This is a genomic window from Rhodococcus sp. T2V, from assembly GCF_029269925.1.
Lineage (GTDB): Bacteria > Actinomycetota > Actinomycetes > Mycobacteriales > Mycobacteriaceae > Rhodococcus_F > Rhodococcus_F koreensis.
This window is the reverse complement of record NZ_JARJBD010000125.1, coordinates 1-23,780: the sequence shown is the minus strand read 5'-3', so window position 1 is coordinate 23,780 and position 23,780 is coordinate 1. Positions and strand designations below refer to the sequence as shown.

Sequence of the window (23,780 nt, the reverse complement as noted above, 5' to 3'; positions counted from 1 at the left end):
CGACAACGTCGAGATCGAGGCCACCGAGATGCCCACCGGCGCCGTCAGCCCGATCTGATCCCCGCGCCTGCTCACTATCCCCTGCCTTACGCGATTCGCTACGCGGGGTGTGGCCGTTGAGGGTGCGGTCACGCAACATGAGAGGACATCGGTGGCTCACTTACTCGGCCAGCGTTTTCAGGAAACGACGTAGGTGTACGAGCGCGGCCTCATTGAAGTCGGAGTGACCCAAGGTGATCTGCTGGAAGATCAGCCCGTCGGCCGCCGCGATGAACGCGTGTGCCATCGCCTCATCACACTCGATGCCGCCGTGCGCCAGCTCGTCGCGAAGGGCGCCGCGGTAGGTACCGTAGAGCGATTCGACGTGCGGTCGCAATTCCGTTCGCCGACGTGATTCGAGGATCAGCTCGTACTGGAAGGCTTGGTCGTCCGGGTTGGCCTCGACCATGTGGATCAAGCCGGCGAAGATCGCGTCGAGGTCACCGGTGCCAGGTCGAGTGCTGATCGAGGTGACGCTGTTCTCCACCGAGAACTGCAGCGCTGCCTCGATCAGGGCGTCGCGGGTGCCGAAATGGTGCGCGACTAAGCCGTGGGTTACCTTCGCCTCCCTGGCGACTGCCCGGTAGGTCAAGTTCCGCAGACCTTGGGCGGCGACGACGTGGACCGCGGCAGCCAGAAGTGCGTGGCGACCCTCGCCGTACCTCGGCGAATTACGCGTCGCGGTGGAGTCAAAAGCGGTCATGTCTCCTCGATCCCCGGGTGGTCGCACTTGCGGCCGCGCGGACGTGAGCGTAGTCGGTGGCCGACCGGGACCAGTGCCGTGGAGGGCACGCCCGCACGGGCGTCGGTCCTCGGCCCGGGAATCCGCATCTATCCGCTTGACTAGTTGTACAGGTTCGGGCATATTTGTGCCACCGATCACATCTATCCGGATGGATACTTCAGTTCGGATGCGGCAGGTCGGCACTACCGCCGACACCATCCCGCACGGAAGCACTCAATGTCCCACCCGACGAAAACCACGCCACACGGTCCGCTAGCTACTCACGACTTTCGCCAGCAGGGAAGGCGCTCACAATGCCCGACAATCTCGCGAACCGACCCGGCAAGAATGATGCCGTTGCCCTCGTCACGGGTGGAGGAAGCGGCATCGGAGCGGCCACCGCGGAGACGCTGACCACCGCCGGGTGGACGGTCGTCATCTGCGGGCGCCGGACCGACGCTCTCGAGCGAGTGGCCGACACCACCGGCGCCCACCCGATCATCGCCGACACCACCGACCCTGCCGCCGTGCGCTCCCTGGTCGACGACACCGTCGTCCGCTTCGGCCGGCTCGACGGTGTCGTGCTCAACGCTGGCATCGTCCGGCCCGGGCCCGTAGGAGAATTATCCGAATCCGATTGGGCGGCCATGGTCGAGACGAACCTCACCGCGCCCTACCGACTCCTACATCTCACCCTGCGCCACCTGATCGCCAACCGGGGGGCGGTGGTCGGCGTGGCCTCCGTCAGTGCGCTGCGCGCCTCAAGCGGGAACAGCGGCTACAACGCCACCAAGGCAGGATTGAGCATGCTGTTGCAGTCCGTCGCCATCGACTACGGACGACACGGGGTCCGCGCAAACGTGGTGTGTCCCGGTTGGACCCGAACGGAAATGGCCGACGAGGAAATGGCAGAACTCGGTCGTGAGCGCGGCCTTGACGCGGAACAGGCGTACCACCTTGCTTCGGCTCTCGTCCCGCTTCCCCGTCCGGCGCAGTCGATGGAAGTGGCTGCCACCATCGCCTGGTTGCTCTCCCCGGCGGCGTCGTACGTCAACGCTGCGGTGCTGCCGGTGGACGGCGGACACAGCGCGGTCGATGTGGGCACCGTCGCCTTCGATCCGCGGTTCTCCCTCGCCGTGGACCGGACCTGACGAGCCGCATCCACGGAAAGGAACTCCGATCAATCTGCAACTGCACGGACGGGTGACGTTGCTTGCCGGCGGCACATCGGGAATCGGCCAAGCCTGCATCGACGCACTGACCGACGAGCTGCGCATGAGCTCACTGTCGACGGGCACTGGCTGCTGGAATGAGCGGGATCGCGTTAGGTCCGTCAACCTACAGCGAATGCGAGTCCCGGCACCTCAGCTGTCTTCAACGCACCACCTGGCCCTTCGCTCGCCGACGGGTTGCGCGGCGGCAAGCGTTCGTGTGCTGACCACCTCATCACGGAAGGACTAGACGACCATGAGCAACGCTCCACAGAACCTCGGGCGCCACCCCACCACACCCGACAACAACCAACGGCTGCATACCGATGCGGCCGGAAGTACGCCGGAAACGACCTCGGAAGCCGACATCCGTCGCTACCGTGTCAACCGCAGGAAGACGGCCAGCAGGTCGTATCCTCGAAAGTCGGAGGAAGAGAACATCATCGATTTCGTCAAGCGTTGGCAACCCTATGGAGGGCCGCCCCCTGATGAAATCTTTGTCTCCTTTGGAATGACCCCTGCACGGTTCATCGACAAACTACGGAAGATTCTCCCTGAGTACCCTGCGTCCCCGTGACCGATCCGCGACTGGGCCTACGAGAGCTTTGCCGTCCGCCTCACCGACACCAAGGTCGGCGACGAGTTCGGCTGGACGCTCTCGCGGGCAGGCGATTACAGGACGTGGGACGGACTGGCCGAACCATTCCTCGAATACCAACGCACACGTCCGGAACTGGTCACCGACAACTGCGTCGCGACGGTTCCGCGCCACGATCGCCGTCCGCGCCGAGCTGCGCTGACCACTCTGATCGGGCGTCTTCGACGTCGCGGATGGCTAAGCTGAGAATTCTGCCGCCTTCGTGAGAAATTCCAGGTGACACGACAGTGCGAATCCGCGTGTAGGCGTGCCGAGTACAGGACGACGTGAGTATCGGTGCAACTCGAACGTCAACACGACCTCTCACGTACACGACGGAATACCGAGTGGACAGTCGAGGAAGCCAAGGCGCGCGAGAAAATTCGGCTACGGACTCGCCGACACCGGTCAGGAAAGCCGCACGCCGAACATGGCGAAGCGCATACCCTCCGACTCTTCGAGGCCGACGAGAAGCCACCTTCAGCGGTGGCGGTTGCCGACGCAATGCGCGTCCACAGTGGCGGAGGAACCTCGACCTGGTGGGCATTCCGCCGCCGTTCCGCACCACACCGGCCAGGTCCTCGCCGAACAACGGGCAGTTCCGGCTGGCAGGTCCGGCCGCCGGAGAACTTAGTTCGCTTCGCCCCGTCAATCACGTCGTGAAGTGCATCTGCTGTGATCCGCTGGAACTTTGCCAATGCAGCGGGTGCGTCTCCGACGAGGGACTCGAGCAGCGCGAGCGAGCCCGCCAAATCGATCCCCGGGTCGAGGAGCCATTGCACTTGGAGCCCATCGAATGCCGCCATGATCAAGGACGCGAGAGCGTTCGCGTCTTTGCGCTGTCGCTCGCCGCTTGAGTTCGAGATTCAATCGATTGCGCGAGGGCTCTCCTTCCGTTCGCGAATCGCCTGGCGAAAAAGGCGCGTGCTAACGCGTTTGTCGGCTCGACGGATGCCGCCATCATCGACGTGTATGCCGCGACGAGACCAGGCGTGGCGACATTGCGTCGTGCAGCCTCGGTGAGTTCGCCCATGAGTCCCTCCTGCCGCCGAGTCTCCAACCAGCGCGCCGACTCGCTATCTCGGAGCGCGACGACCTCGAGCATCAGTTCCTCGAGCGAGGAGAAATAGTGGAGAACCGTCGCGTGCGAGATGTCCAATTCTTCAGCGACCGCGCGCAGCGACATCTTGAAGCTGCCGCGCTCCGCGAAAGCCTTATGCGCCTGGTCCAGGATCTCCTTCCTTCGCCTGACGCCCTTCAAATAGCTGCCACCCCTGGTTCGCCGGCTCATGCCTGAACCCCACCGCCACTCACACGCTGCCCTGGAACCAGACCCTCGTGATCACGTCATCGATCAGAACCCAGGCACTCGTCGGGGGCTCGCCGTCCACCGAGTTGTCGCGCGGCCCTCGGATACCGGGCAAACGCTCCAGCCTTGGGGTGCCCAAGTCCAGCTGCTGATGAGATGGGCGAGCTTCCTCGGGATCCACCCTCACCGGCTCACCGAGGTCCGGTGTGCCGCGGACCAGCGAGAATTCGCAGTTGCGCTTGGGCGAAAACTCCCGCCTGTGCACTGATCCCTATGGCGGCTGTCGGATTGTTGAGGCCGCTTTTGCGGAGATTATCGGATCGGGCGCCATGGCCTCGGAGGTGGTCGGTCGAGGCGTCGACCAGATGCGGCTGCGCCGTCGCCGGCGCCAGCACCTCGCGCCACCGGCCCAAATAGATTCAACTGCCAGGGGTGTTCGAGGAGTCAGAGCGCATCGACGAACTCGTCGCGCGCCTCGATCTCGACGAGAAGGTCAGGTTGCTGACCGGTCGCGACTTCTGGACCACCTGGCCGATCGAAAAGATCGGACTGCGGAGCATGGTCCTCTCCGACGGACCCGCCGGCGTGCGAGGCGAGCGCTGGGACGAACGCGAACCCTCCCTCGGCCTCCTGAGCGGTACCGCTCTTGCCGCCTCGTGGGACCGCGCCACCGCCAGGCGGTATGGCCAGGTCCTGGCGGCCGAGGCACGCCGCAAGGGTGTCCATATGGTGCTCGGGCCAACCGTCAACCTGCAGCGGTCACCCCTTGGTGGACGGCATTTCGAGGCGTTCAGCGAGGATCCACTGCTCACGACCGATATCGGCGCCGCCTACGTCCAGGGATACAGGCGGGTGGCGTGGCGGCCAGCCCCAAGCACTTCGTCGGTAACGACTACGAGACGGATCGGTTCACCTCCTCCACCGAGGTATCCGAGCGTGCACTGCGCGAGGTCTACTGTTCGCCTTCGAGAAGATTGTGACCGAGGCCCACACATGGGCGATCATGTCGTCTTACAACGGCATCAATGGGGTCACCATGACGGAGAACGAACTGCTCGAGGCACCGCTCAACTCCGAGTGGGATTCGACGGTGTCGTGGTCGGTGACTGGCTGGCAGTCCGATCGATCGCGTCGGCGAACGCGTCACAGGATCTCTCGATGCCCGGATCTACGGGTGCCTGGGGCGACTCCTTGGTGGGTGCCGTCCGAGCTGGCACGGTGTCCCACGCTGCGATCGACCGCAAGGTGCACCGAATCCTGCAACTCGCAGCTCGTGTCGGGGCGCTCGACGGCTTCGATCCCGCACCTCTGGAGACTTCTGCCGATGACGCGATCGCGTTTGCTCGTGAGGTGGAAGCCGAAGGAATCGTCCTCGTTCACAACAACGGCGTACTCCCGCTTTCGTCGTCGACGACCGGGTATATCGCGGTGATCGGCCACAACGCAGCGCTCGCTCGAACACAGGGAGGGGGCAGCGCGACCGTCGTGTCCACGTATGAAGTCAGCCCACTGCAAGGAATCAGGTGCGCCTTTCCCCACGCCCAGGTGTCCTATGCGACGGGAGCTGGCGTGCAGGAGGGCATCGCAGATCTCCCCCTCGAAACTCTTACCAATCCGGAGTCCGGCGAACCTGGGGTCCGGGTCCGACTGTCCCGCCATGGTGAAGAGCTATTGGTAGAGGACCGCTGTGCAACATCGTTCTACTGGTTCGGCGTCGAATCATCGGCGCTCAGCGCGGACCTGTTCGAGGCTCGGACCATCTATACCCCTGACGCAGACGGAACTTTCGGCTCGGCGTCGGTTCGGCCGGAGTCTCCCGGATGTGGATCGACGAAGTCCTCGTTCTCGACAAGTACGTAACACCGGTCGGCGACATGCTCGGCGCGTCCGTCATCACTCCCCCGGCCGCCACTGTGCCCGTCCAAGTCCGGAAAGGTCGGCCCGTCTCGATTCGTATCGAGCATGACATCACTGAGGACGCCATCACAGGTTTCCTTGCCTTCCAGTTCGGTATCGAGGAGGACGTCTCACGGCCCGAAGCCCTCATCGCGGAAGCTGTCGAAACCGCCAGAGCCGCAGACGTCGCCATCGTGGTGGTGGGAACGAACTCCAGGGTCGAGTCAGAAGGCATCGACCGCACATCGCTCGACCTGCCCGGCCTGCAGAACGAGCTCGTCCGCGCAGTCGCCAGCGTCAATCCGAACGTTATCATTGTCGCTAATTCTGGAGCGCCTGTCGAACTTCCGTGGCGCAACGACGTTGCGGCGGTAATGCTCACCTGGTTCGGTGGTCAGGAATACGGCAACGCCCTGGCCGACGTGCTTACCGGCGAGCGAGAGCCTGGCGGCCGGCTCCCCACGACATGGCCCGTAACACAGCAAGACGCCCGGTCATCGACGTCGTGCCACAGAACGGGTGCGTCCACTACGAGGAAGGAATACACGTCGGATATCGGAGCTGGCTCAAGGCCGAAACCCTGCCCGCCTATCCCTTCGGATTCGGTCTGGGATACACCACGTGGGCAGTCGACCAGACTGCTGCCGTCCCCTCGACGCAGGACAGCGACGGATTCACCGTGACCGCCCTGGTCACGAACACTGGTGCTCGCGCGGGCAAGCACGTCGTCCAGGTGTACGCATCTCGTCCTGAATCGGCGGTCGATCGCCCAGTTCGCTGGCTCGTCGGCTTCGAGACGGTGCGAGCCGCGGCAGGAGAGACCACGCAGGTAAGTATTCACATCCCCCGGAGAGCTTTTGCACACTGGGACGGGTCTTGGTCCTACGAACCGGGCGGCTTCACGCTGCACGTCGGGTCGTCATCGGTGGAGGATGTCTCGGCGATCGAAGTCGAGATCGGCTGATGAAGCGCGGCCCAGAGGGTTTATGACGGTTGTCACACTCAATCGGGCGGTAGTCGTGGCCATATCGCGGAAACGTCCCAGCGGCACCCCGAGCACGCAAAGGAAGAGCGTCGCCGGCCAGTCGATGATGGCGCTTCTCCCTGCCAGGTGGGTGACGACCTCGCCGTACGTGAATACGGCGAGGTCGTCACTGTTGTCTCGATGTTGAAACCAGCTCCTGAGCTGCGCAGACCTGTTGTCAAAACGGCGGTGGCAGATGCCCACGGAGCAGAAGCCAGGCGATCGACGTGACAAGATTCTGAATCGGCTCGACAAGATCAATTATCATGTTGGTTGTCCATTCGTTTCGGTGGAACTATGTTCTCTATCAATAGATCTCGCGCTTCAACCACCGCATTGCGCGTCGGGTTCATCCTGGCTGCGTGCGTCAAACGAGATTGCTCGCGTGAGGAATGATCTCCTCAGAGAGCGGCAGCGTTCGAAGAATCTCCGTGACACCGTCTGCCTGGATTCCCGCGATTTGCCGGCGTCGATCATCGCCTCGAATTACGCCATATACGCTCCCGTTCCTCCCGAGCTCCCGATCGGATCGATCATCGTGCTACCTACGAACTGCTTGACCATCGGCTTCTCAGAGGAGAGCAGCACCTCATCTGGACCGACAGATCGAGAGCCAATTCGCAGTCGCAAGTAGCGTCGTTAAGGGATGTGCCTGGCCTTCATCTCGGGAAAGACGTCAGCGATGCGCACGACGTCACCCGTGGTGGGGGCGTGGATCATCTGTCCGTTGCCGATGTAGATGGCGACGTGCCCGGGGCCTGCGGACTGCCAGTTGCCGAACAGCAGGTCACCGGGCCGGGCCTGGTCCATCGGAATTTCCTGCCCGATGTTCCACTGGGTCTCGGACGTGCGGGGCAGAGTGATGCCGGTGGCGGCATGAATTGCGAATGACGTCAGGCCCGAGCAGTCGAAGCCGCCACCCGAGGGTCCGTCGATGTTCCCGCCGCCCCACACGTAGGGCAGGCCGAGGTAGCGGATGGCCGATTCGACCACCCGCCCGCCGATGCCGTCGGCTAGGGACAGTCCGATGAGCGGTGCGAGCAGCTGCGCGAAGGACGGTTCACTGCCCCGGATTTTCGTCACATACGGTTTGGTCTGGTTCTCGTAGTCCGAGCTGCCGGAGGGCATTCCACCGGAGCGCAGTACGGCACCGGGTCCTGCGTTGTATGCCGCGATGGTGAGGTCAAGAGTGTCCCCGGCAACTCGGCCCTGGCGTTTCCAGTCGTCGATCTGTTCGTACATGTTGCACAGCAGGTGTCCCGACGCCATCACGGGGTCGGCGATTCCGAGCACGTCAGCCTTGCCGTCGTCGTCGGCGTCCTTGCCGTAGATCGCCCAGGTGCCGGGCATGAACTGTCCGGGCCCGAGCGCGCCGGCCGGGGACACCGGTGCGGTAGGCCCGTACCGGAATCCGTTTTCCGCCGCATATAGCGCGGCCAGTGTCGCGGGCTTGATTCCGTCGCAGATCGATCCGGCTTTACGCAGCCACGGCGCGAAGAGTGCGATCGCGCCGATCGGGGCGAGCGACGCGCGGGGAAAGGCCGCTGGAACCGGTTGCAGCACCGTGCTGGTGTCTGCCGGGGACTCGTCGTCGTAGACGGGTGGGCTCGACAGGAACACCGATGCCGGCGGCTCCGGTTCCGGCACCGACTGCGGCACGACCGGCTCCGCGGGTGTCTGCGGCCCGGGCTCGGGTGTCGGCGATGAGTCGCGCGTCCCGGGCGGAAGGTGCGGTTCGAGTACGGCCGCTGCCGCGGCGGTGACCTCGCCTACTGCTTGCTGTGCCGGTGCGCGCACCGGCTCAGGCAACGCCGCGATCAGGTCGGACACCTGCTGGTCCGCCGTCGACGCCGAGTACGACTCGAGGGTCTGAGTTGCCTGGTCCTTGATCTCCGGTGGGGCGTCCGTGCCCTGAACGAAGGCACCGGCCGCCGCGATCACGGCGACGATCAGGGACGACGGATCAACGGACATCGACCACGCCGTCCAGGGGTGCGGTGAAGTCGTCGTAGAACCAGCCGTCCGAATTCTCGTCGAGGCTTTCCTGGATGGCGATCTGGGCGTTCTCCGGCAGGGTATGCATGATGTGCCGGACGCGCTCCTGCCTGCGGATCACGGCCTGCCGGAACGGCATCCCCGGGGTCGCCTTCATCTGCGGGACGATGCCCTCGACGTCGTCGACACCACCAGCGTGGTGACCGGCGTCGACCATCGCCTGCTCTGCCGCCATCTGCGCGTCGTCCTTCTCCTCGGACATGCCGATCGGGCCGATCATGGTGCCGTTGAGGAACTGCTTGACCACCGGCTCCTCCGAGGTGAGCAGCACCTCGCGCGGTCCGAACATCACCAGTTTCCGGCGAAAGAGCATGCCGATGTTGTCGGGCACCGTCCGCGCCAGGTTGATGTTGTGCGAGACGATCAGAATCGTCGCATCGATCTCGGCGTTGATGTCGATCAACGTCTGGCTGATGTAGGTGGTGCGCACCGGATCCAGACCCGAGTCCGGCTCGTCAACGAGGATGATCTGCGGGTCCAGCACCAACGCCCGCGCCAGGCCGGCACGCTTGCGCATACCACCGGAGATCTCACCGGGCAGCTTGGTCTCGGCGCCGACCAATCCGGTCAACTCGAGTTTTTCCATGACGATCTTGCGGATCTCGGACTCGGACTTCTTGGTGTGCTCGCGCAGCGGGAAAGCCACGTTGTCGTACAGGTTCATCGACCCGAACAAGGCACCATCCTGGAACAGCACCCCGAACAGCTTCCGGATCTCGTACAGCTCCTTCGTCGAGCAGTCGAGAATGTTTGTGCCGTCGATCACGATCGAACCCTGCTCCGGGCGGAGCAGACCGATCAGCGACTTCAGGAACACCGACTTACCGGTTCCCGACGGGCCCAGCAATGCACTGACCTCACCAGGCGGAAGCGTCAACGACACATCTTGCCAAATCTGCTGCGAACCAAATGATTTCGTTAGGCTTTCGACCGCTACTTCGACACCCATTGTTTCCTCACTCTCACGACCTAGGGATTGGTGTTACAAAGCAGCGGCTGCTATCCGCTGCGGTGCCGTCAGAACAGCGGGTCGAACTGGTTGATCAGCCAGGTGCCGTCGACGCGTGTCAGTCCCACCCGGATTGCGTTCTGCGACTGCGTTGATTGGGGGTTCTCTGCGGCGGTGGTTACCTGATTGATGTAGACCAAGACCGATGCTTGGTCGGTGGTCACAGACTCGACGGCCGCTCCTGTCGCGGACGCCTGCATCATCACCTTCTTTTCCTTTGCCGTCGGGCCGACGACGTCCTTCGCCAACATCGTGTAGGAGCCGAGAAAGTCGCCGGTGAGCCGGGCTTCCGCCGCACTGAGATCTTGGTCGACGGACTCAGGCTTGTACGAAAGCACCGCAACGGCACCGTCCGTGGCAGCGCGCGCGACCGTCTCTCGCGCTGCCGCGAGTTCCTGGTCACCGACGCGTTGGACGAAGAACTGAAACAGGACGAGAGCAAGTGCGGCGCAGAGCGAGACCAACGCCGCAGCCGCCGCACCGGTCCGGCGTCGGCGATCGGTTGGTCGTGCAGCACCGGATGATCGCACCACTGACCCGACGACGCTGTCGGCGAATGTCCGCCGCTGTCCCCGATGATGAGCCCATCCCCGCCCGATGAGGAACAGGATCCCGTCGAAAGGCAGGCATCCGACGCGGATGATCGCACGGGTGACCCCCACGGCAGTTCCAGTGGACGCAGACTCCGTCCGGAGACCCTCAATGTACTTTCCGGTAGTGAGACCGGTGCGACCCTGGAAGATGACGCTGTTGGCGACGAAGTAAAGCGCGGAGACGGCCACGACGCCCCAACACACGGCGACCCATCCTTTGGTCTGCAGAATCTGTGACACGGCCCCAGCTGCTGCCGCCACCGCGAGTGGTGGACACACGTCGATGGCCAGTGCGCGAGCTCGCCGTCCGAGAGAAGCTTCATGCTGTCCCGCGCTGCTGCACTTGGGCTCTGCGCACTCCTCTTCCACCTGCGAATCCAGCTTCAGTATCGTCATTGGACGAATCCCACCTTCGACAATTTGAGTTGCCCGTCGACATCGAGAACGTCGACGCGCAGTTGGTACTGCTGCGGCTCGGTCGTGGCCGGTACACCAGGATCGCCCGCCGATGGCTGATCGGACCCTCCGGTGGGATCATTGGCATTGGGCACGGCGGCGGGGACGGCGCCGTCCACTGCGGCGGCCACCAGAACTGTCGTACTACCATCGTCGTTTCGCCGCTCGATACCGGATCCGACGGCGCGGCCTACCGTGACGGTCCCGGAGGCCTTCATGGTGTCGAGGACCGACGCTTTGCGGACATCGAAGTCGTTGCGCCACTGTCCGGTAGCGTTGTCGAGAACCCGTTGCACATAGGCATCGGCATCGTCCGAGCTCGTGGAGACGAGTTCGGACGCCGCGTTTTCGGCGAAGGCCAGCACCGATCGATCCGCCGCATTCCGTTGCTCGACTGCCCGGTGGTCCAACGCCGCCTTGACACCGACCACCGACCCGGCGACGGAGGTCAGCAGGAGAGCCATTGCTATTGCACGGTCGATTGTGGGTCGCCGACTCCGACGGCTGGTGCCGCTCTCGCCTCTCTTGGACTGCGTGTCGGCTCCCATCCCGAATCGCTTGTTCCGTGGACGTGACTCTGCTACTTTCACCGCCCGCTCGGCGGCCGCGAGCGCCGCTGTCGCGGCCGCTCGGGCTTCGACGGCCTCGGCGCGGAGGGTATTGATGTCGACATCGATCTGCGATCGCGCCGTGCCGGTAGGGGTGGATGTCTTCGTCATCCCAGCCTCCTTGGTTTCGCTGAGACGGTCGGTCTCATAGGGGCTCCAGCTGGGAGATTCGCCACTGGTCGGCACACTCTTCCACTTGGACTCGCACACTGCTGAACAGGTACGTCGGGTCGGGATTGGCGGCGCTGACTGTGGTGCCCCGTAGGAACACAAGCACCGTCGCGGAGTCGGGTTCCGCTGTGATGACGGAGGTTCCGCTTGCTTCCCAATGCGTGTCGACCTGATCCTGCTTCGCCTGCGGGATTATCGTGTCGGCGGTGAGAGCTGAATACGAGTTGAGGAACGCTCCGGTCAAGTGGGTCTTGGCTTCAGTCACGTCGTCGTCAACGGTGGCGGCCTTGTAAGTCAGCACGCTCGCGGTGAGTTCGCCCGCCTTCTCGGCTGCGAGGAGGCGGATTTGGACCGCTTGCTCGTCGATCACGGTGCGCTGAAAGTGCGACACCAACGCGAATGCAGTTGTTGATGCCGCGAGTATGGCGAGAACTGCCATCGTCTGATTTCCCCCACTCGCCGCGGTCGTCGGACGGGTCAGCGCGACTTCGCCTTTGTACGTGACAAAGACAGCGGCCAAAGCGGTCGTTACTGCGACGATGACGAACCAGACAGGGAAACCGAGCATCGTGCCCGTGGCGACAAGCACACCCAGCGCGAATACCTGAAGGCCCCATCGGAGGAGCACACCGCGACGAGCGGGGACCTCCAGCGGGTCGAAGAGCGGGACTGCCCAAGTGATGTTTCGCCAGCCCTTCCTGGCGGCACGGTCCACGGTCGCCTCCGACGCGGTATCAGTGTTGTCGAGTTCGACGGTCATGGCACGACCTCGACCTTCGACAGTTTGTAGGTGCCGTCAGCGGCGACGACCTCAACGCGCAGACGCCAGGTTCGTGGCTCGTCCTGAGCACCGGCCGCGTTGGTGACCTTGGAAACGGCGGCCACAAGGATGGTCGCGCTGCCGTCATCGTTGCGCCCTTCGAGCCCGGCACCGAGTATTTCGCCATTGGACTCGGTCTTGGATTGAGCTATTGCAGAGACGAACTCGTCTTTCGTGCTCTGGAATTCGGACAACCAGTCTCCGGTGGCGTCGTTGACGATGCGATCTGCGCTGGCTGCGGCGTCCTGCGCATTCGGCGAGATCAGGTTGATCACGGCTTGTCGGGCAGAGCCGAGAACGATCAGATCCTGGTCACTCTCTTCCAGACTGGTTCGATGCGCGTTCTCGAACAGTCCTGCTGTCGTCAGTAACCCCGCCAGAACAAGCCCCGACAACATTGCAGCGAGAACTGATCTGCGCGAGAGTCTCTTTCTGTCAGCAGGGCTGGCCGCAGCAGTGTTCTCGTCGGCGCCCTCGCTCTCCATCTCCGCCGACGCCACGGCTGTCTCTGCGGCATCTGCAGCCTCCACGGCGGCCAGCGCTGCCTGCCTGGCCTCGAGTGCTGCCCGAACCGCTGCATCGTTCGATGCTGATCGCGCCTTCCGTCGGAGCATCAGTGACCTCCTGTCAGAATCGCTTGTATCGGCGACGCGTCGTTGCGCGTTTGCATGCGACCCAGGTCGGTCTGCACGTACGTCCGACCGTCGCTGCCCTGGTATTCCCCGGAGCGGGGGTTGTAACTCGCCGCACCCACTTGGGGAGATGCGCCAGTAGGACCTTCCATGCCCGCGGCCGGTGCCGCAGGATTGTTCACTGTGGGAGTTGGGTCTCCCACCCACGGGTTCGTCCCTGCCGGAGCGTAGGGCCGGTCGCTCTTGCAAATTTCCACCGTTGGTGCACGTTTGCCGGGCGTGTCCATGCACGGCAGGTTGCGTGCACCACGTACTGCAACGGATGAGTCCTGAGGGACAGCGCAGTAGAGCGGGTCGGTGGTGCGGGTCGGAAAGTCGGTCGCCGAACCGTCGCGCCGTTCCGATGCCGGCAGAAATCCTGTCGTGCAGGGAGGCGGAGCGTTCAAGTTCAAGTTGAAGTCGAGGAACGCCCGAGAGGTGGTGTCCGCATTCGGCACGTTAATGGTCTTGAGTGCACTGATCGCAGCCGGAAACAGCACCAGCAAGTGCTCCAAGGAGCGGTTGTAGGTTACGGCAACTTGGCCGAGGCTCGTCAAGTTGGCCATTACGAGCGGCGCGGTTGGACGCAGCTGCTGGAAGAGGGCGGTCGCCTCATTGGCCGCCTCGGGTCCAGTTTCGAGGATATTCCTCAGATGCTGGTCGTTCGCGTCAGCCTGCTGAACGATCGACGATAGACTTTGCACCCACTCGCGGATTGCTGGACTGCTGACAACCTGCGAATTCAGGAACGGCGCGGAGTCGTTGATGAGCGTCGTTGTTGCGTCAGCGTCCGCATACGCTTGGTCCAGAATCCGATCCGATCCGTTGAGTAGGCGCTGCAATGCGCCTCCGGACCCCTCGAACGCACGGTGTGTCTCGTCGATCAGTGTGCTCAAATTCTGTTGAGGAATTGCTGTCAGGCTGCTGTTGAGGGTGTCGATCATCGGAGCGATATCCTGCGGCACTGTGGTTCGGCTGGATGGAACGACGTCCCCGTCCTTCAGAAAAGGTCCATCTAACGAGTCCGGTACGAAGTCCACGAACTGCTCACCGAGCGCCGACCGACTATGCACGTTGGCGTGAGCCGACACTGGAACTTGTACGGAACTGTCGACCCTCAGGGTTGCGAGGGCCCCGTCCGCAGTTGGGGTGACATCGGTGACGGTTCCTATCGTCGAGCCGCGATAGCTGACGTTCGCGCTGCTATAGAGCCCACCACTCGTCGGGAGTTCGACCGTGACGGTGTAGCGGCCGATGCCCATCAAGGCCGGTAATCGCATGTAGACGACTCCCATAGCGACCAATGCAATCACCGTCAGGATCGAGAACGTGATCAACTGAAACTTCACAAACCTGGACAGAATCATCGGGTACCTCTCATGACCACGGAGTCGAGCCCGGCGGTCAAGGGATTCTTCGTGGAGATCGCAGGGATACGCCCCTCCGTGCGGCCGAGGGCCGTTTCGGCGTTCGTCAACGAGCCCTCCAACGGCGTCCCCTGCAGCAGTCCCCTGTCGAGGCGGCCCAAGGTCAAGTCAACTGTTCCGCTCAGATTGGCTGCGTCGCCCCTGAGGAATTTTGGGAGGTTCGCAAGCGGCCACGGAAACGTCGGCAGCATCCCTAAGGCCTGGGTGAGATCCGGACCGGCGTCGCCGAGTGCGCGCAGCACCGGTTCGAGATCGCGAAGGTTGTTCTGCATGTCCTCGGAGCTGGTCGTGACCACGCGGTTCGCCGCGTCAGCAAAGGTTCCGACGGAAATCAACGTGTTGTTGAGGTCTTCCTCTTGCTTGCCGAGCACCACCAGCGCAGGTGGAATACGCTCGAGTGCGCCAGCCAGCACGTCGTTCTGCTGGTCGACGGTCGATGCCAAACGATCGAGACCTTCAGCCGCGGTGATTATGTCATTCCGCTGTTCGTTGAGGCCTCCGCTGAACGTGTCAAGTTGCGTGAGAAGGTTCCGGACCTCCATTTCATGTCCGGACAGGCCGGCATTCAACTCTCGGCTGATTTCCTGGATCTGCGCGAGCCCACCACCGTTCAGCACCGTGGACACCGATGCCAGCGTCTGTTCCGTTGTCGGGTAATTGCTCGCGTGCTCGATCGGTATCGTGTCACCGTCTCGCAATTCACCCACGGGTGGTTCTGCGAGTGGGGGGGCCAGTTCAATGTGTAACGAGCCGAGCAAACTTGTCTGGCCGATCTTGGCGGTCGCGTTCGCCGGAAGGCGGATTGCCGGGTCGAGCGTCACGGTCACGAGTGCCTCCCAGCCATTGAGCTGGACATCGTCAACATTGCCCACGGTGACATCGTTGACCCGCACTCGGCTGTTCCGTTGGATTGACGTCGCGTTCGGCATCTGGATCTTCACCGTGTATGCGCCACCTTCCGAACCGGCGGTTCCGGGCAGCGGCAACGAGTTGGCACCCTGCCAATCGCATGCCGACATGGGCAGTGTCACCCCACAGATCAGCGCGATCATCGCCGCACGAGTTGATTTCCTGCTGGTCACTATCGGCCACCTCCTGCATTCGCGGTGTCCGGAATTCCTAACAATCCGGCGAGGCCGCCGAGGGAATCCACTGGCTTTGCGCTGGACGGGGAGGGGGCCGTTCCTCGGAGCCAGTCCTCGCTGTAGTCGATTTGCTCCGGTCTGACCTGAACTCCGGCGGCGGCGTTTACCCCAACCGGCGGATAGTTCATCTGCGTCAGCTGCAAGACCGGCGCCAGGTGCTGTACGCACAGTTTGGCAGCCTCCGCGGCGCCGAGCTGGCTGGCCGCCTGGATTGCGCCACAGATGAACTGCACTGGATTCTGGAACTGTGTGACGGCCAGTGCGCCGGTAAACGAGCCTTGAGCCGGTTGGTAGATGTTGTACATATCCTGAATTGCGGTGGGCGCAACGTGCAAAAGTTGCTCGATGTCGGGGCGGACCTCGTTCAAAGAGTTGGTGGCAGCGGCGAGGTCGTTGACAGATTTCGTGAGTCCGTCACGGTTATCTCTGACGAACTGACCGAGCCTGGCCGTCATGGCGTCCACATTTTGAAGTGCCGTGGCCAATTCGTTATCGGAGTTGTCCAGCACATCGGAAACCGCGGCGACGTTCGAATTCAGTTGGACTATTTGGTCATCACTGGCAGACAGCGCAGTCATGAATGCCTGCAAATTCCGAATAGTGGCGAACAGGTCGTCGCGCCCGTCGGACATCGTCGACATCGCATCGGACAGCTTGGTCAGTGTCGAATTGATATCGTCGCCTTTTCCTCTGAGCGAGTCCGCTGCACTGTTGACGAAGTTGCCGAGGGAGCCGGCCTTGTTCGCTTCGGTGGGACCGATCGATTCAGACAGGTGTTGAAGCTGCTTTCGCAGATCGTCCCATTCAACCGGGACCGCGGTGCGCGAGATCGGGATCTCGCCGCCGTCCGCCAAGACGGGTCCCCCGGTGTATGCCGGAGTCAGCTGGATCGATCGGGAGGAGATCAGGCTCTGCGACAGGACAACAGCTTTGGCTTGGTCGGGAACCTGGGCGGGCTCAATCGGTCGATGCAACACCTCGATCACGGAGGTGTGCGATGGGATGCAGCAGCAAGCAGATGCGTGAGGCGCCGGTGGGTGCCAGGCGGCAGTGGGCGGCGGACAGGGCATTGCGACCTCCGATGCGTTCACCGGGCCGGCCTGAGCCCTCTCGTGCGGTGCAGCGGGACTTCTGGCGGCGGATCGCATCGGGAGTGACGACGGTCGAGGCCGCGGAGGCCGTCGGCGTGTCGTGGCCGGTCGGGTGCCGTTGGTTCCGTCACGCTGGTGGCATGCCGCCGATCAGCCTGGACGAGCCCACGGGCCGCTACCTGTCGTTCGCCGAGCGTGAGGAGATCGCTCTGTTACGCGCCCAGGATGTTGGCGTGCGCGAAATCGCTCGCAGGATCGGACGTGACCCGGGAACGATCTCACGCGAACTGCGCCGCAACGCAGCGACCCGGGGCGGCAAGCGGGTCTACCGGGCCTTGGTGGCGCAGTGGAAAGCGCAACAGGCCGCCAAACGCCCGAAGGCGGCGAAGCTGGTGGGCAACGACAGGTTGCGAAAGTACGTGCAGGAGCGTCTCTCCGGCAGAGTCCGCCGACCCGACGGCACGATCGTCCGTGGGCCTGAGACGCCTGCGTGGAAGGGGCTGAACAAGCCGCATCGGCAGGACAGGCCATGGGCGACGGCGTGGAGCCCGGAGCAGATCTCGCACCGGCTCAGGATCGACTTCCCCGATGATGAGTCCATGCGCATCAGCCACGAGGCGATCTACCAATCGTTGTTCATCGAGGGCCGTGGCGCGCTCAAACGGGAGCTGGTCGCGTGCCTGCGCACCGGGCGGGCGCTGCGGGTTCCCCGAGCGCGGTCGCAGAACAAGCCGCAAGGGCATGTCACCGAGGACGTCGTGTTCAGCGAACGCCCCGCCGAAGCCGCCGATCGCGCCGTCCCGGGGCACTGGGAGGGGGATCTGATCATCGGGACCGGCCGATCCGCGATCGGCACGCTCGTCGAGCGCAGCAGCAGATCCACGATCCTCGTGCACCTGCCTCGACTGGAGGGCTGGGGCGAGAAGCCACCCGTGAAGAACGGTCCGTCCCTCGGCGGCTACGGCGCCGTCGCGATGAACGCCGCGCTGACGACATCGATGACCACGCTCCCCGACCAGCTCCGCAAGACCCTCACCTGGGACCGCGGGAAGGAACTCTCCGGTCATGCCCAGTTCACCCTCGATACCGGCACGAGAGTGTTCTTCGCCGACCCGCACTCGCCCTGGCAACGACCGACGAACGAGAACACGAACGGCATACTGCGCCAGTACTTCCCGAAGGGAACCGATCTGTCCAGGTGGTCCGCCGAGGACCTCGAAGCCGTCGCCCTGGCGATCAACAACCGGCCCCGCAAGATCCACGACTGGCGAACCCCGGCCGAGGTCTTCGCCGAGCAGCTACGCTCACTGCAACAGCCAGGTGTTGCGACGACCGATTGAATCCGCCCTGGTAACCGGAGTCGTAGTGGAAACTGACCTTCATTCGATCACCGTCCGGATCGATAGCGTCGATCTCCCCGACATCAACGCCAAGAACCTTGACTTTGTCCCCTACGTACAGTCCGTTCGTGTTGTCGAAATACGCGACCACAGCTGTAGTCGTCACCCGGTCGTAGGCTCGCCAGCCCAGGCCCAGGCCGACCGCCACGAGCACCGCGACCAAGGACAGTACCGCGATTCGCCTCTTGAATGACAGGGCTTGCAGAGACGGTCTCGACATGATCATCCCCCCAATCCGGGTAGCGGCGGAAGTCCAGGGAGCGCCGGCAGTGCCGGCAGTGTCGGCAGCGGCGGCAAGCCCGGTAGCGCAGGCTGCGATGCAGGACTCTGCGGTTGCAGAGCACTGCCGGGTTGCACGGGGCAAGCGCTTGGGTTCGGAACTGGCTGCGTCCGGCCGGGAGAGGTCGCTCCGGGAGCGACGTTGTCGCCACATGTCACCGGGAAGGTGCTCTGCCCGTTCAATGTTCCGGGATCGATTACCTTCTCCGCGAATGCCGCATCAATGAATGGCTGTAGAAACTGTCCCGGAAGCAGGTTCATGACGTACGCCTTGTAGAAGGGGCCCGAGGCCACGGACTCGCCGAGGGAGGTCGCGTACTGACTGGCCGGTAGGATGGCCCGTTTCACGTCGTCTTTTCGCTGGTTCAGAAGTTCCGTCACGCTGTTGAGTTGGTCGAGTACCGGGCGGAGTTGCTCTTCGTTGTCATCGACCAGCGACGCGACCTGTGCTGTCACGGCCGAGAGGTTCACCAGTAGGGTGTCGATCGCCTGGCGGCGATGATCCAACGCGCCGAACAGCGTATTACTGTCGAGCAAAAGCTTGGTGATCTGCTGACTCCGGTCACCGAGCACTTTGGTGAGAGACTCGGCATTGTGGAAGAGGTCCTTGACCATTTGATCCCGCATGCCGACCGTATCCGAGAGCCGGGACACACCGCTCAGAGCAGCACTCAGGTTCGGAGCGGTTTGGTCCAGGGTCTGACTGAGCGTGTCGAGTGCGTTGGTGACCTGGTCGGTGTCCAGCCTGCTGACCGTGGTGGAGAGATCGCCGAGCGCATCGGTCAGTAGGTAGGGGGTCGATGTGTGCTCGATCGGGATCGGCTGGTTACTCGATAGTTCCTTGTCCCCTCTGGGCGTCACGTCCAGAAACTTTCTGCCGAGAACGGTGAGTGTCTTGATGGCAAGTTCGGTGTCGACCCCTAGAGGCGGACCATCTACTCCGAACTTGATCTCGACTTTGTCGCCGTCGAGTGCGATGTCTTCGACATCCCCGACGTGGACCCCTGAGAGGAATACCTTGTCGCCGGTCTCCAGTCCCCCGGTGTCCCCGAAGTACGCCGTGTAGGTGACCGAGGAGCTGATCGCCGAGGCGATACGTTCGAAGTTGACGGATACGAGTACCACAGCGGCCACGATGATTACACCGATCAGGCCCGTACGTGCGGTGTTCGATCTCTTATGAGGGCTCACTGGACTGTGCACCTTCCTGCCCGCTGTCCGATGATCGGGACGTACACGGGGTTTCCGTCGGGGCCGTTCACCTTCAACTGCACATCGCACAGGTAGAACGTGAAGAAGTCACCGTAAAGCCCGAGCCGCGAGAGCTTTCCGTAAGCGTCCGGCAAGGAACTCAGCGCCCAGTTCACATAGTCTTTGTCTGCGTTGACCAAGCCGGCGACACGACCAACTTCTGAGATGTCGTTCTTGATACTGGGTCGTGTATTCGTGAGCAGTTCTGCAACGGATCGCGAAGCGTCGTTTACGTGCACGAGTGCGTCGCCGATGGGATCGGATTTCGACGCGAGTCCGCTGATCACCCTCTGTAAGTTGTCGATTCCCTGATCGAACTGCGCATTGCGCTGGTCCACGGTGCCGAGAACGATGTTCAGGTTGTCGATGACAGAGCCGATCAGTTGATCGCGGTCAGCGAGCGACGAGGTCAGCTCCCCGGCCTGTCTCAGGAAGGACGACACCGTGGCACCCTGGCCCTGGAAGACGTTGACCAGCGAGGCGGAGAGCTTGTTCACCTGATCTGGGTCCAAAGCCTTGAACAGCGGTCGGAATCCATTGATGAGCGCGTCGAGATCCAACGCCGCTATGGTGCGATCGGCGGGGATCGTTGTTTCCCTGGGTTGAGGTGTGTTCGATCCTGGGCTGTCGATTAGCTCGAGATAGTGTGCACCGATAAGGTTTTCGTAGCGTACAGCGAGCCTGGTGGATTCCGTCAACGGCACGTCCTTCGTGAGCGCGAATTCGACGAGCGCGGTTGCCGTGCCGTCGATTTCGACCGACTTCACCTTTCCGACCTCGACACCGGCGACGCGGACGAATTCATCTGATTTCAAACCCGATGCATTGGCGAAGGCGGCCCTGAAAGTCTTTTCGCTGCCGAAACGCATCTGTGAGAAGACCACGACTACTGCTGCGGTGAAAAGGATCATGATCACCGCGAAAGTGGCGAGTTTGACAACCGTTCCAGAGATTTTCATCGGTGTGCGGGACCTCCAACCATATTACCGAACAGGTAGTCCACGAAGAGTGGGGATCCCACGCGTAGGGTGGTTGAATCATTGATCGATGCACCACTGTTGGTCACGAGGTGAGGCGACGGGTACATGTCCTTGGTGATGACCGGATAGCAACCCGGTTGACCACCCGGACCGCCCTGGGCTTCGTTCTTGGGAAGGTTATGGGGGTAGCTATACGGATTGTCGCCACCCAGCAACGCGATATCGAAATCCAGCGAGTACCCGGTATTTCCTCCGAAGGATCCCATCTGTGCATCCCGTGTATCGACGGTTTGGTGCAACAAGCAGGGCAGGGCGGGGCTGTATTTCGACAAAAGTCCCGTTGTCGGCACGAGCAACCCCATCGAAGCGGTTAGTCCGGGCTCGAGGTCGTTCGTCAACGCAGCGCCCTCGTTACCAAACGCGGCCGCTGCGGCGAGCATCGAGTCGAGTTCGTCTTCTCGTTCGACGACCGAATCCGAGGTCGTTGAAGCGAACTTCAGCAGTTCCATCAGATTCGGTGCGACATCGGCGTAGGTATTCACGACAGTCGCCGAGTCGCGGAGGTCATCCTGCAATTGGGGTAGTACAGGATTGAGTCGGGTGAGGACCGAGTCTGCCTCGACCATGGTCTCGCCGAGCTGTTCTCCCCGTCCACGGAATCCTTCGGCAACTGCGCCGAGAGCAGAGTTGAGCTTTGCCGGGTCGACGTGGCGCATGACCGATGTCAGGTTCTCGAAGACGGTGTTGATCTCTGCGGTGACGTTGCCCGACGCGACCTCGCTCCCCGCGGCGAGATGTGTCTGATCGGGGCCCTGCCTAGTTGTCAACGCGACGTACTTTGCGCCGAAGGCCGTCGACGCTTTGATCTCTGCTGTGGTATCCGCCGAGAGCAGGCCGAAGCGTGACGAATCGATATCGAGGCTCAGCCGGGAAGTGCTGCCAGTTTGCTGTATTGCGCTGACTCGTCCGATCTCTACCCCGTTGAGTTGGACCTTGGCGCCGGGATCCATCACCAGTCCGGATCGATCGGAGACGATCGTCAATGGAACGGTGCTTTCGAATGCGCCGCGAAATGATTGCACGCACAGGACCAGCGCCATCACGACGCCGATGAGCATCGCCGCACCCGCTATTCGCAGCGGTGGACGCTTATAGTGCGATTTCTTTCGAAGGTTCATCTTTCCCGTCCGCCTAACCAGCCAGGTTGAAATTGCCGGAAGTGCCGTAAATTGCCAATGAGGCGAAAAGAACCACCATCACTACCGCGATCAGGGAGGTGCGCACGGCCTTCCCCACCGCCTCGCCGACACCGGCAGGTCCACCGGCGGCGTTGTAGCCGTAGTAGCAGTGAATGAGCATGACCACTGTCGCCATCATCAGCGCCTCCACGAAGGACCAGAGAAGATCGGTAGTCCTCAAGAAGGTGAAGAAGTAGTGGTTGTAGACACCTGCCGACTGACCGTAGATCGTCGTTGTTGTCACTTGAGCAGCCAGGAACGACATGATGACCGCCATCGAATAGAGGGGAACGATAGCAACGATTCCAGCGATGGCCCTGGTGGACACCAGATACGACATCGACCGAATCCCCGTGACCTCGAGTGCGTCGATCTCCTCACTGATCCGCATTGCACCCAACTGGGCAGTCGCTCCCGCCCCGATAGTGGCTGCGAGCGCAATACCTGCCACCACAGGTGCCATGATCCGCACATTGCAGAATGCGGCGAAGAAGCCCGTCAGCGCCTCCACTCCGATGTTGCCCAACGAGTTGAACCCTTGTATGGCGGCCAGAGTTCCACCTGCGAAGGTCATAAACCCCACGATTGCCACCGTTCCACCGATGACGGCCAGTGCGCCTGATCCCATACCGATCTCAGCGACCAGCCGAAGGGTCTCCCTCGAGTAGGTCCTGACGGCGTGCGGCGTGTAACGGATAGTTCGCCAGAAGAAGACGGCCTGCTCGCCGGTTGAATCAAGGAATCGAAGTGGTGCCGACGAAATCTCTTTTGCCCGTCGTAATCCGCTTCCGTACGGTACTTGGCTACTCATGTGCTACTGCCCCGTCCCGTACTTCACTCCGACAGCAGTCACAACAACGTTCACCGCGAACAGCGCCATGAAGGCGTACACGACTGTTTCGTTGACGGCGTCGCCGACGCTCTTCGGGCCGCCCTTGACTGTCAGGCCACGGTGGCATGCCACCACACCGGCGATGAGGCCGAATAGGCAGGCCTTCACCTCGGAAATGATCACTTCCGGCAATCCTGTCACGAATGTGAGGGAGGAAACGTACGCGCCTGGAGTGACGTTCTGAAATCCTACGGAGAAGACGAATCCGCCGACGATGCCGATGGTGATCACCAAGCCGTTCAACAACAACGCAACCAGCATGGACCCGAGAACCCTTGGGACAACTAAGCGTTGAATCGGATCGATTCCCAGGACCTTCATAGCGTCGATTTCCTCACGGATGGTCCGTGCTCCGAGGTCGGCACATATTGCGGTCGCACCAGCGCCGGCAACGACCAACACAGTGACCAACGGCCCGATCTGTGTTACGGCGCCGAGCGCGGCCCCAGCCCCGGACAGGTCGGCGGCTCCAAACTCGACCAAGAGGATGTTGAGGGTGAAGACGACCAGAACTGTGAAAGGTACTGAGACGAGAAGAGTGGGGAGCAACGCGACGCGAACGATAAACCACGACTGCAGGACGAACTCTCGCCATTGGAACGGGGGCTTGAGCAGAGCCTGAAACGTCTCGGCGCACATTTCGAAGAAGCCGCCCACCGGGCGCAGTGCCGCCTGGGCCAGGCTCGACACCTTGCGGGCTTTGGGGCCACGGTTGCCGTTGCCCGTTGCACGCTGGTCTACAGCGAGCGATGGGGAACCGATCACCGGTCTCCTCCTCTGTCGATTGGGAATGAAATGTGGCTCTACTGACCGATCTGTGGGCGATGTGAGGGCCGTATAAGGGCGCACGCCGT

The 23,780-nt window shown here is 62.5% G+C and carries 24 protein-coding genes; 6 read left to right on the top strand and 18 right to left on the bottom strand.

The window, feature by feature from the left end; translation table 11 throughout:
- Positions 1-160: 160 nt before the first annotated feature.
- Entirely contained in the window at positions 161-742 is a 582-nt protein-coding gene (locus P3H15_RS48180) for a TetR/AcrR family transcriptional regulator (RefSeq protein ID WP_276143815.1), read from the bottom strand.
- Between the two features lie 335 nt (positions 743-1,077).
- On the opposite strand from P3H15_RS48180, the gene P3H15_RS48175 reads away from it, so the two are divergent.
- Together P3H15_RS48175 and P3H15_RS48170 are read left to right on the top strand one after the other, a co-directional pair.
- A complete protein-coding gene (locus P3H15_RS48175; RefSeq protein WP_276143814.1) occupies positions 1,078-1,914 on the top strand; it encodes an SDR family NAD(P)-dependent oxidoreductase in 837 nt (278 codons plus the stop codon).
- A gap of 316 nt (positions 1,915-2,230) precedes the next feature.
- The gene (locus tag P3H15_RS48170) at positions 2,231-2,551 is read left to right on the top strand and encodes a hypothetical protein (protein WP_276143813.1); all 321 of its coding nucleotides are present in this window, start codon (positions 2,231-2,233) and stop codon (positions 2,549-2,551) included.
- Positions 2,552-3,419: 868 nt separating this feature from the next.
- On the opposite strand, the gene P3H15_RS48165 is transcribed toward P3H15_RS48170, so the two are convergent.
- Complete coding sequence (locus P3H15_RS48165) at positions 3,420-3,902, bottom strand: TetR/AcrR family transcriptional regulator (protein WP_276143812.1); 483 nt, start codon at positions 3,900-3,902, stop codon at positions 3,420-3,422.
- Positions 3,903-4,364: 462 nt separating this feature from the next.
- Positions 4,365-4,646 (bottom strand): hypothetical protein, encoded by a 282-nt coding sequence (locus tag P3H15_RS48160; RefSeq protein WP_276143820.1) that lies wholly within the window; start codon positions 4,644-4,646, stop codon positions 4,365-4,367.
- Between P3H15_RS48160 and P3H15_RS48155 the strand changes: the two genes are divergently transcribed.
- From P3H15_RS48155 to P3H15_RS48145, 3 genes are read left to right on the top strand one after another with little or no spacing between them, the layout of a single operon-like run.
- Positions 4,551-5,780 carry a glycoside hydrolase family 3 N-terminal domain-containing protein gene (locus P3H15_RS48155; RefSeq protein WP_276143819.1) on the top strand — a complete coding sequence of 410 codons (1,230 nt, stop codon included), beginning with the start codon at positions 4,551-4,553 and terminating at the stop codon, positions 5,778-5,780. The genes P3H15_RS48160 and P3H15_RS48155 overlap by 96 nt on opposite strands.
- Complete coding sequence (locus tag P3H15_RS48150) at positions 5,741-6,499, top strand: glycoside hydrolase family 3 C-terminal domain-containing protein (RefSeq protein ID WP_276143811.1); 759 nt, start codon at positions 5,741-5,743, stop codon at positions 6,497-6,499. Before P3H15_RS48155 ends, P3H15_RS48150 begins: the two co-directional genes overlap by 40 nt.
- A complete protein-coding gene (locus P3H15_RS48145; protein ID WP_276143810.1) occupies positions 6,496-6,780 on the top strand; it encodes a fibronectin type III-like domain-contianing protein in 285 nt (94 codons plus the stop codon). Before P3H15_RS48150 ends, P3H15_RS48145 begins: the two co-directional genes overlap by 4 nt.
- A 699-nt stretch (positions 6,781-7,479) precedes the next feature.
- On the opposite strand, the gene P3H15_RS48140 is transcribed toward P3H15_RS48145, so the two are convergent.
- The 9 genes from P3H15_RS48140 to P3H15_RS48100 form a co-directional block, all read right to left on the bottom strand.
- Positions 7,480-8,814 carry an NlpC/P60 family protein gene (locus tag P3H15_RS48140; RefSeq protein ID WP_276143809.1) on the bottom strand — a complete coding sequence of 445 codons (1,335 nt, stop codon included), beginning with the start codon at positions 8,812-8,814 and terminating at the stop codon, positions 7,480-7,482.
- Positions 8,804-9,844, bottom strand: a complete 1,041-nt coding sequence (locus P3H15_RS48135; RefSeq protein ID WP_276143808.1) for an ABC transporter ATP-binding protein — start codon at positions 9,842-9,844, stop codon at positions 8,804-8,806. The genes P3H15_RS48140 and P3H15_RS48135 overlap by 11 nt, the downstream gene beginning before the upstream one ends.
- 68 nt (positions 9,845-9,912) lie before the next feature.
- Positions 9,913-10,893 (bottom strand): RDD family protein, encoded by a 981-nt coding sequence (locus P3H15_RS48130; RefSeq protein WP_276143807.1) that lies wholly within the window; start codon positions 10,891-10,893, stop codon positions 9,913-9,915.
- Positions 10,890-11,672 carry a hypothetical protein gene (locus P3H15_RS48125; RefSeq protein WP_276143806.1) on the bottom strand — a complete coding sequence of 261 codons (783 nt, stop codon included), beginning with the start codon at positions 11,670-11,672 and terminating at the stop codon, positions 10,890-10,892. The genes P3H15_RS48130 and P3H15_RS48125 overlap by 4 nt, the downstream gene beginning before the upstream one ends.
- 34 nt (positions 11,673-11,706) lie before the next feature.
- Positions 11,707-12,492: a hypothetical protein gene (locus tag P3H15_RS48120; protein ID WP_276143805.1), complete on the bottom strand. Its 786-nt coding sequence runs from the start codon at positions 12,490-12,492 to the stop codon at positions 11,707-11,709.
- Positions 12,489-13,166 (bottom strand): hypothetical protein, encoded by a 678-nt coding sequence (locus tag P3H15_RS48115; RefSeq protein ID WP_276143804.1) that lies wholly within the window; start codon positions 13,164-13,166, stop codon positions 12,489-12,491. Before P3H15_RS48115 ends, P3H15_RS48120 begins: the two co-directional genes overlap by 4 nt.
- Positions 13,166-14,590 (bottom strand): MCE family protein, encoded by a 1,425-nt coding sequence (locus P3H15_RS48110; protein ID WP_276143803.1) that lies wholly within the window; start codon positions 14,588-14,590, stop codon positions 13,166-13,168. The genes P3H15_RS48115 and P3H15_RS48110 overlap by 1 nt, the downstream gene beginning before the upstream one ends.
- On the bottom strand, positions 14,587-15,732 hold the full coding sequence (locus tag P3H15_RS48105; RefSeq protein WP_276143802.1) for an MCE family protein: 1,146 nt from the start codon (positions 15,730-15,732) through the stop codon (positions 14,587-14,589). Before P3H15_RS48105 ends, P3H15_RS48110 begins: the two co-directional genes overlap by 4 nt.
- Positions 15,732-16,781, bottom strand: a complete 1,050-nt coding sequence (locus P3H15_RS48100) for an MCE family protein (protein WP_276143801.1) — start codon at positions 16,779-16,781, stop codon at positions 15,732-15,734. Before P3H15_RS48100 ends, P3H15_RS48105 begins: the two co-directional genes overlap by 1 nt.
- 32 nt (positions 16,782-16,813) lie before the next feature.
- On the opposite strand from P3H15_RS48100, the gene P3H15_RS48095 reads away from it, so the two are divergent.
- Positions 16,814-18,226 (top strand): IS30 family transposase, encoded by a 1,413-nt coding sequence (locus P3H15_RS48095; protein ID WP_276143818.1) that lies wholly within the window; start codon positions 16,814-16,816, stop codon positions 18,224-18,226.
- Here P3H15_RS48095 and P3H15_RS48090 read toward each other — a convergent pair.
- Genes P3H15_RS48090 through P3H15_RS48065 form a run of 6 tightly spaced genes read right to left on the bottom strand, consistent with a single transcriptional unit; the run spans position 18,123 to position 23,565 of the window.
- Positions 18,123-18,506 (bottom strand): MlaD family protein, encoded by a 384-nt coding sequence (locus P3H15_RS48090; protein ID WP_276143817.1) that lies wholly within the window; start codon positions 18,504-18,506, stop codon positions 18,123-18,125. The genes P3H15_RS48095 and P3H15_RS48090 overlap by 104 nt on opposite strands.
- 2 nt (positions 18,507-18,508) lie before the next feature.
- Complete coding sequence (locus P3H15_RS48085; protein ID WP_276143800.1) at positions 18,509-19,756, bottom strand: MCE family protein; 1,248 nt, start codon at positions 19,754-19,756, stop codon at positions 18,509-18,511.
- Entirely contained in the window at positions 19,753-20,775 is a 1,023-nt protein-coding gene (locus P3H15_RS48080; protein ID WP_276143799.1) for an MCE family protein, read from the bottom strand. The genes P3H15_RS48085 and P3H15_RS48080 overlap by 4 nt, the downstream gene beginning before the upstream one ends.
- Positions 20,772-21,974: an MCE family protein gene (locus tag P3H15_RS48075; RefSeq protein ID WP_276143798.1), complete on the bottom strand. Its 1,203-nt coding sequence runs from the start codon at positions 21,972-21,974 to the stop codon at positions 20,772-20,774. Before P3H15_RS48075 ends, P3H15_RS48080 begins: the two co-directional genes overlap by 4 nt.
- Before the next feature lie 13 nt (positions 21,975-21,987).
- The gene (locus P3H15_RS48070) at positions 21,988-22,845 is read right to left on the bottom strand and encodes an ABC transporter permease (protein WP_276143797.1); all 858 of its coding nucleotides are present in this window, start codon (positions 22,843-22,845) and stop codon (positions 21,988-21,990) included.
- 3 nt (positions 22,846-22,848) lie between these two features.
- Positions 22,849-23,565, bottom strand: a complete 717-nt coding sequence (locus P3H15_RS48065; RefSeq protein ID WP_276143816.1) for an ABC transporter permease — start codon at positions 23,563-23,565, stop codon at positions 22,849-22,851.
- Positions 23,566-23,780: the final 215 nt, after the last annotated feature.

Bases quoted from the DNA above. Each gene is read 5' to 3' on its own strand.
- P3H15_RS48110 (WP_276143803.1), bottom strand. From the start codon at position 14,590: ATGATTCTGTCCAGGTTTGTGAAGTTTCAGTTGATCACGTTCTCGATC.
- P3H15_RS48115 (WP_276143804.1), bottom strand. From the start codon at position 13,166: ATGCTCCGACGGAAGGCGCGATCAGCATCGAACGATGCAGCGGTTCGG.
- P3H15_RS48075 (WP_276143798.1), bottom strand. From the start codon at position 21,974: ATGAACCTTCGAAAGAAATCGCACTATAAGCGTCCACCGCTGCGAATA.
- P3H15_RS48140 (WP_276143809.1), bottom strand. From the start codon at position 8,814: ATGTCCGTTGATCCGTCGTCCCTGATCGTCGCCGTGATCGCGGCGGCC.
- P3H15_RS48120 (WP_276143805.1), bottom strand. From the start codon at position 12,492: ATGACCGTCGAACTCGACAACACTGATACCGCGTCGGAGGCGACCGTG.
- P3H15_RS48125 (WP_276143806.1), bottom strand. From the start codon at position 11,672: ATGACGAAGACATCCACCCCTACCGGCACGGCGCGATCGCAGATCGAT.
- P3H15_RS48165 (WP_276143812.1), bottom strand. From the start codon at position 3,902: ATGAGCCGGCGAACCAGGGGTGGCAGCTATTTGAAGGGCGTCAGGCGA.
- P3H15_RS48095 (WP_276143818.1), top strand. From the start codon at position 16,814: ATGCGTGAGGCGCCGGTGGGTGCCAGGCGGCAGTGGGCGGCGGACAGG.
- P3H15_RS48065 (WP_276143816.1), bottom strand. From the start codon at position 23,565: ATGTGCGCCGAGACGTTTCAGGCTCTGCTCAAGCCCCCGTTCCAATGG.
- P3H15_RS48170 (WP_276143813.1), top strand. From the start codon at position 2,231: ATGAGCAACGCTCCACAGAACCTCGGGCGCCACCCCACCACACCCGAC.
- P3H15_RS48080 (WP_276143799.1), bottom strand. From the start codon at position 20,775: ATGAAAATCTCTGGAACGGTTGTCAAACTCGCCACTTTCGCGGTGATC.
- P3H15_RS48160 (WP_276143820.1), bottom strand. From the start codon at position 4,646: ATGGACACCCTTGCGGCGTGCCTCGGCCGCCAGGACCTGGCCATACCG.
- P3H15_RS48180 (WP_276143815.1), bottom strand. From the start codon at position 742: ATGACCGCTTTTGACTCCACCGCGACGCGTAATTCGCCGAGGTACGGC.
- P3H15_RS48135 (WP_276143808.1), bottom strand. From the start codon at position 9,844: ATGGGTGTCGAAGTAGCGGTCGAAAGCCTAACGAAATCATTTGGTTCG.
- P3H15_RS48130 (WP_276143807.1), bottom strand. From the start codon at position 10,893: ATGACGATACTGAAGCTGGATTCGCAGGTGGAAGAGGAGTGCGCAGAG.
- P3H15_RS48070 (WP_276143797.1), bottom strand. From the start codon at position 22,845: ATGAGTAGCCAAGTACCGTACGGAAGCGGATTACGACGGGCAAAAGAG.
- P3H15_RS48090 (WP_276143817.1), bottom strand. From the start codon at position 18,506: ATGTCGAGACCGTCTCTGCAAGCCCTGTCATTCAAGAGGCGAATCGCG.
- P3H15_RS48150 (WP_276143811.1), top strand. From the start codon at position 5,741: ATGTGGATCGACGAAGTCCTCGTTCTCGACAAGTACGTAACACCGGTC.
- P3H15_RS48175 (WP_276143814.1), top strand. From the start codon at position 1,078: ATGCCCGACAATCTCGCGAACCGACCCGGCAAGAATGATGCCGTTGCC.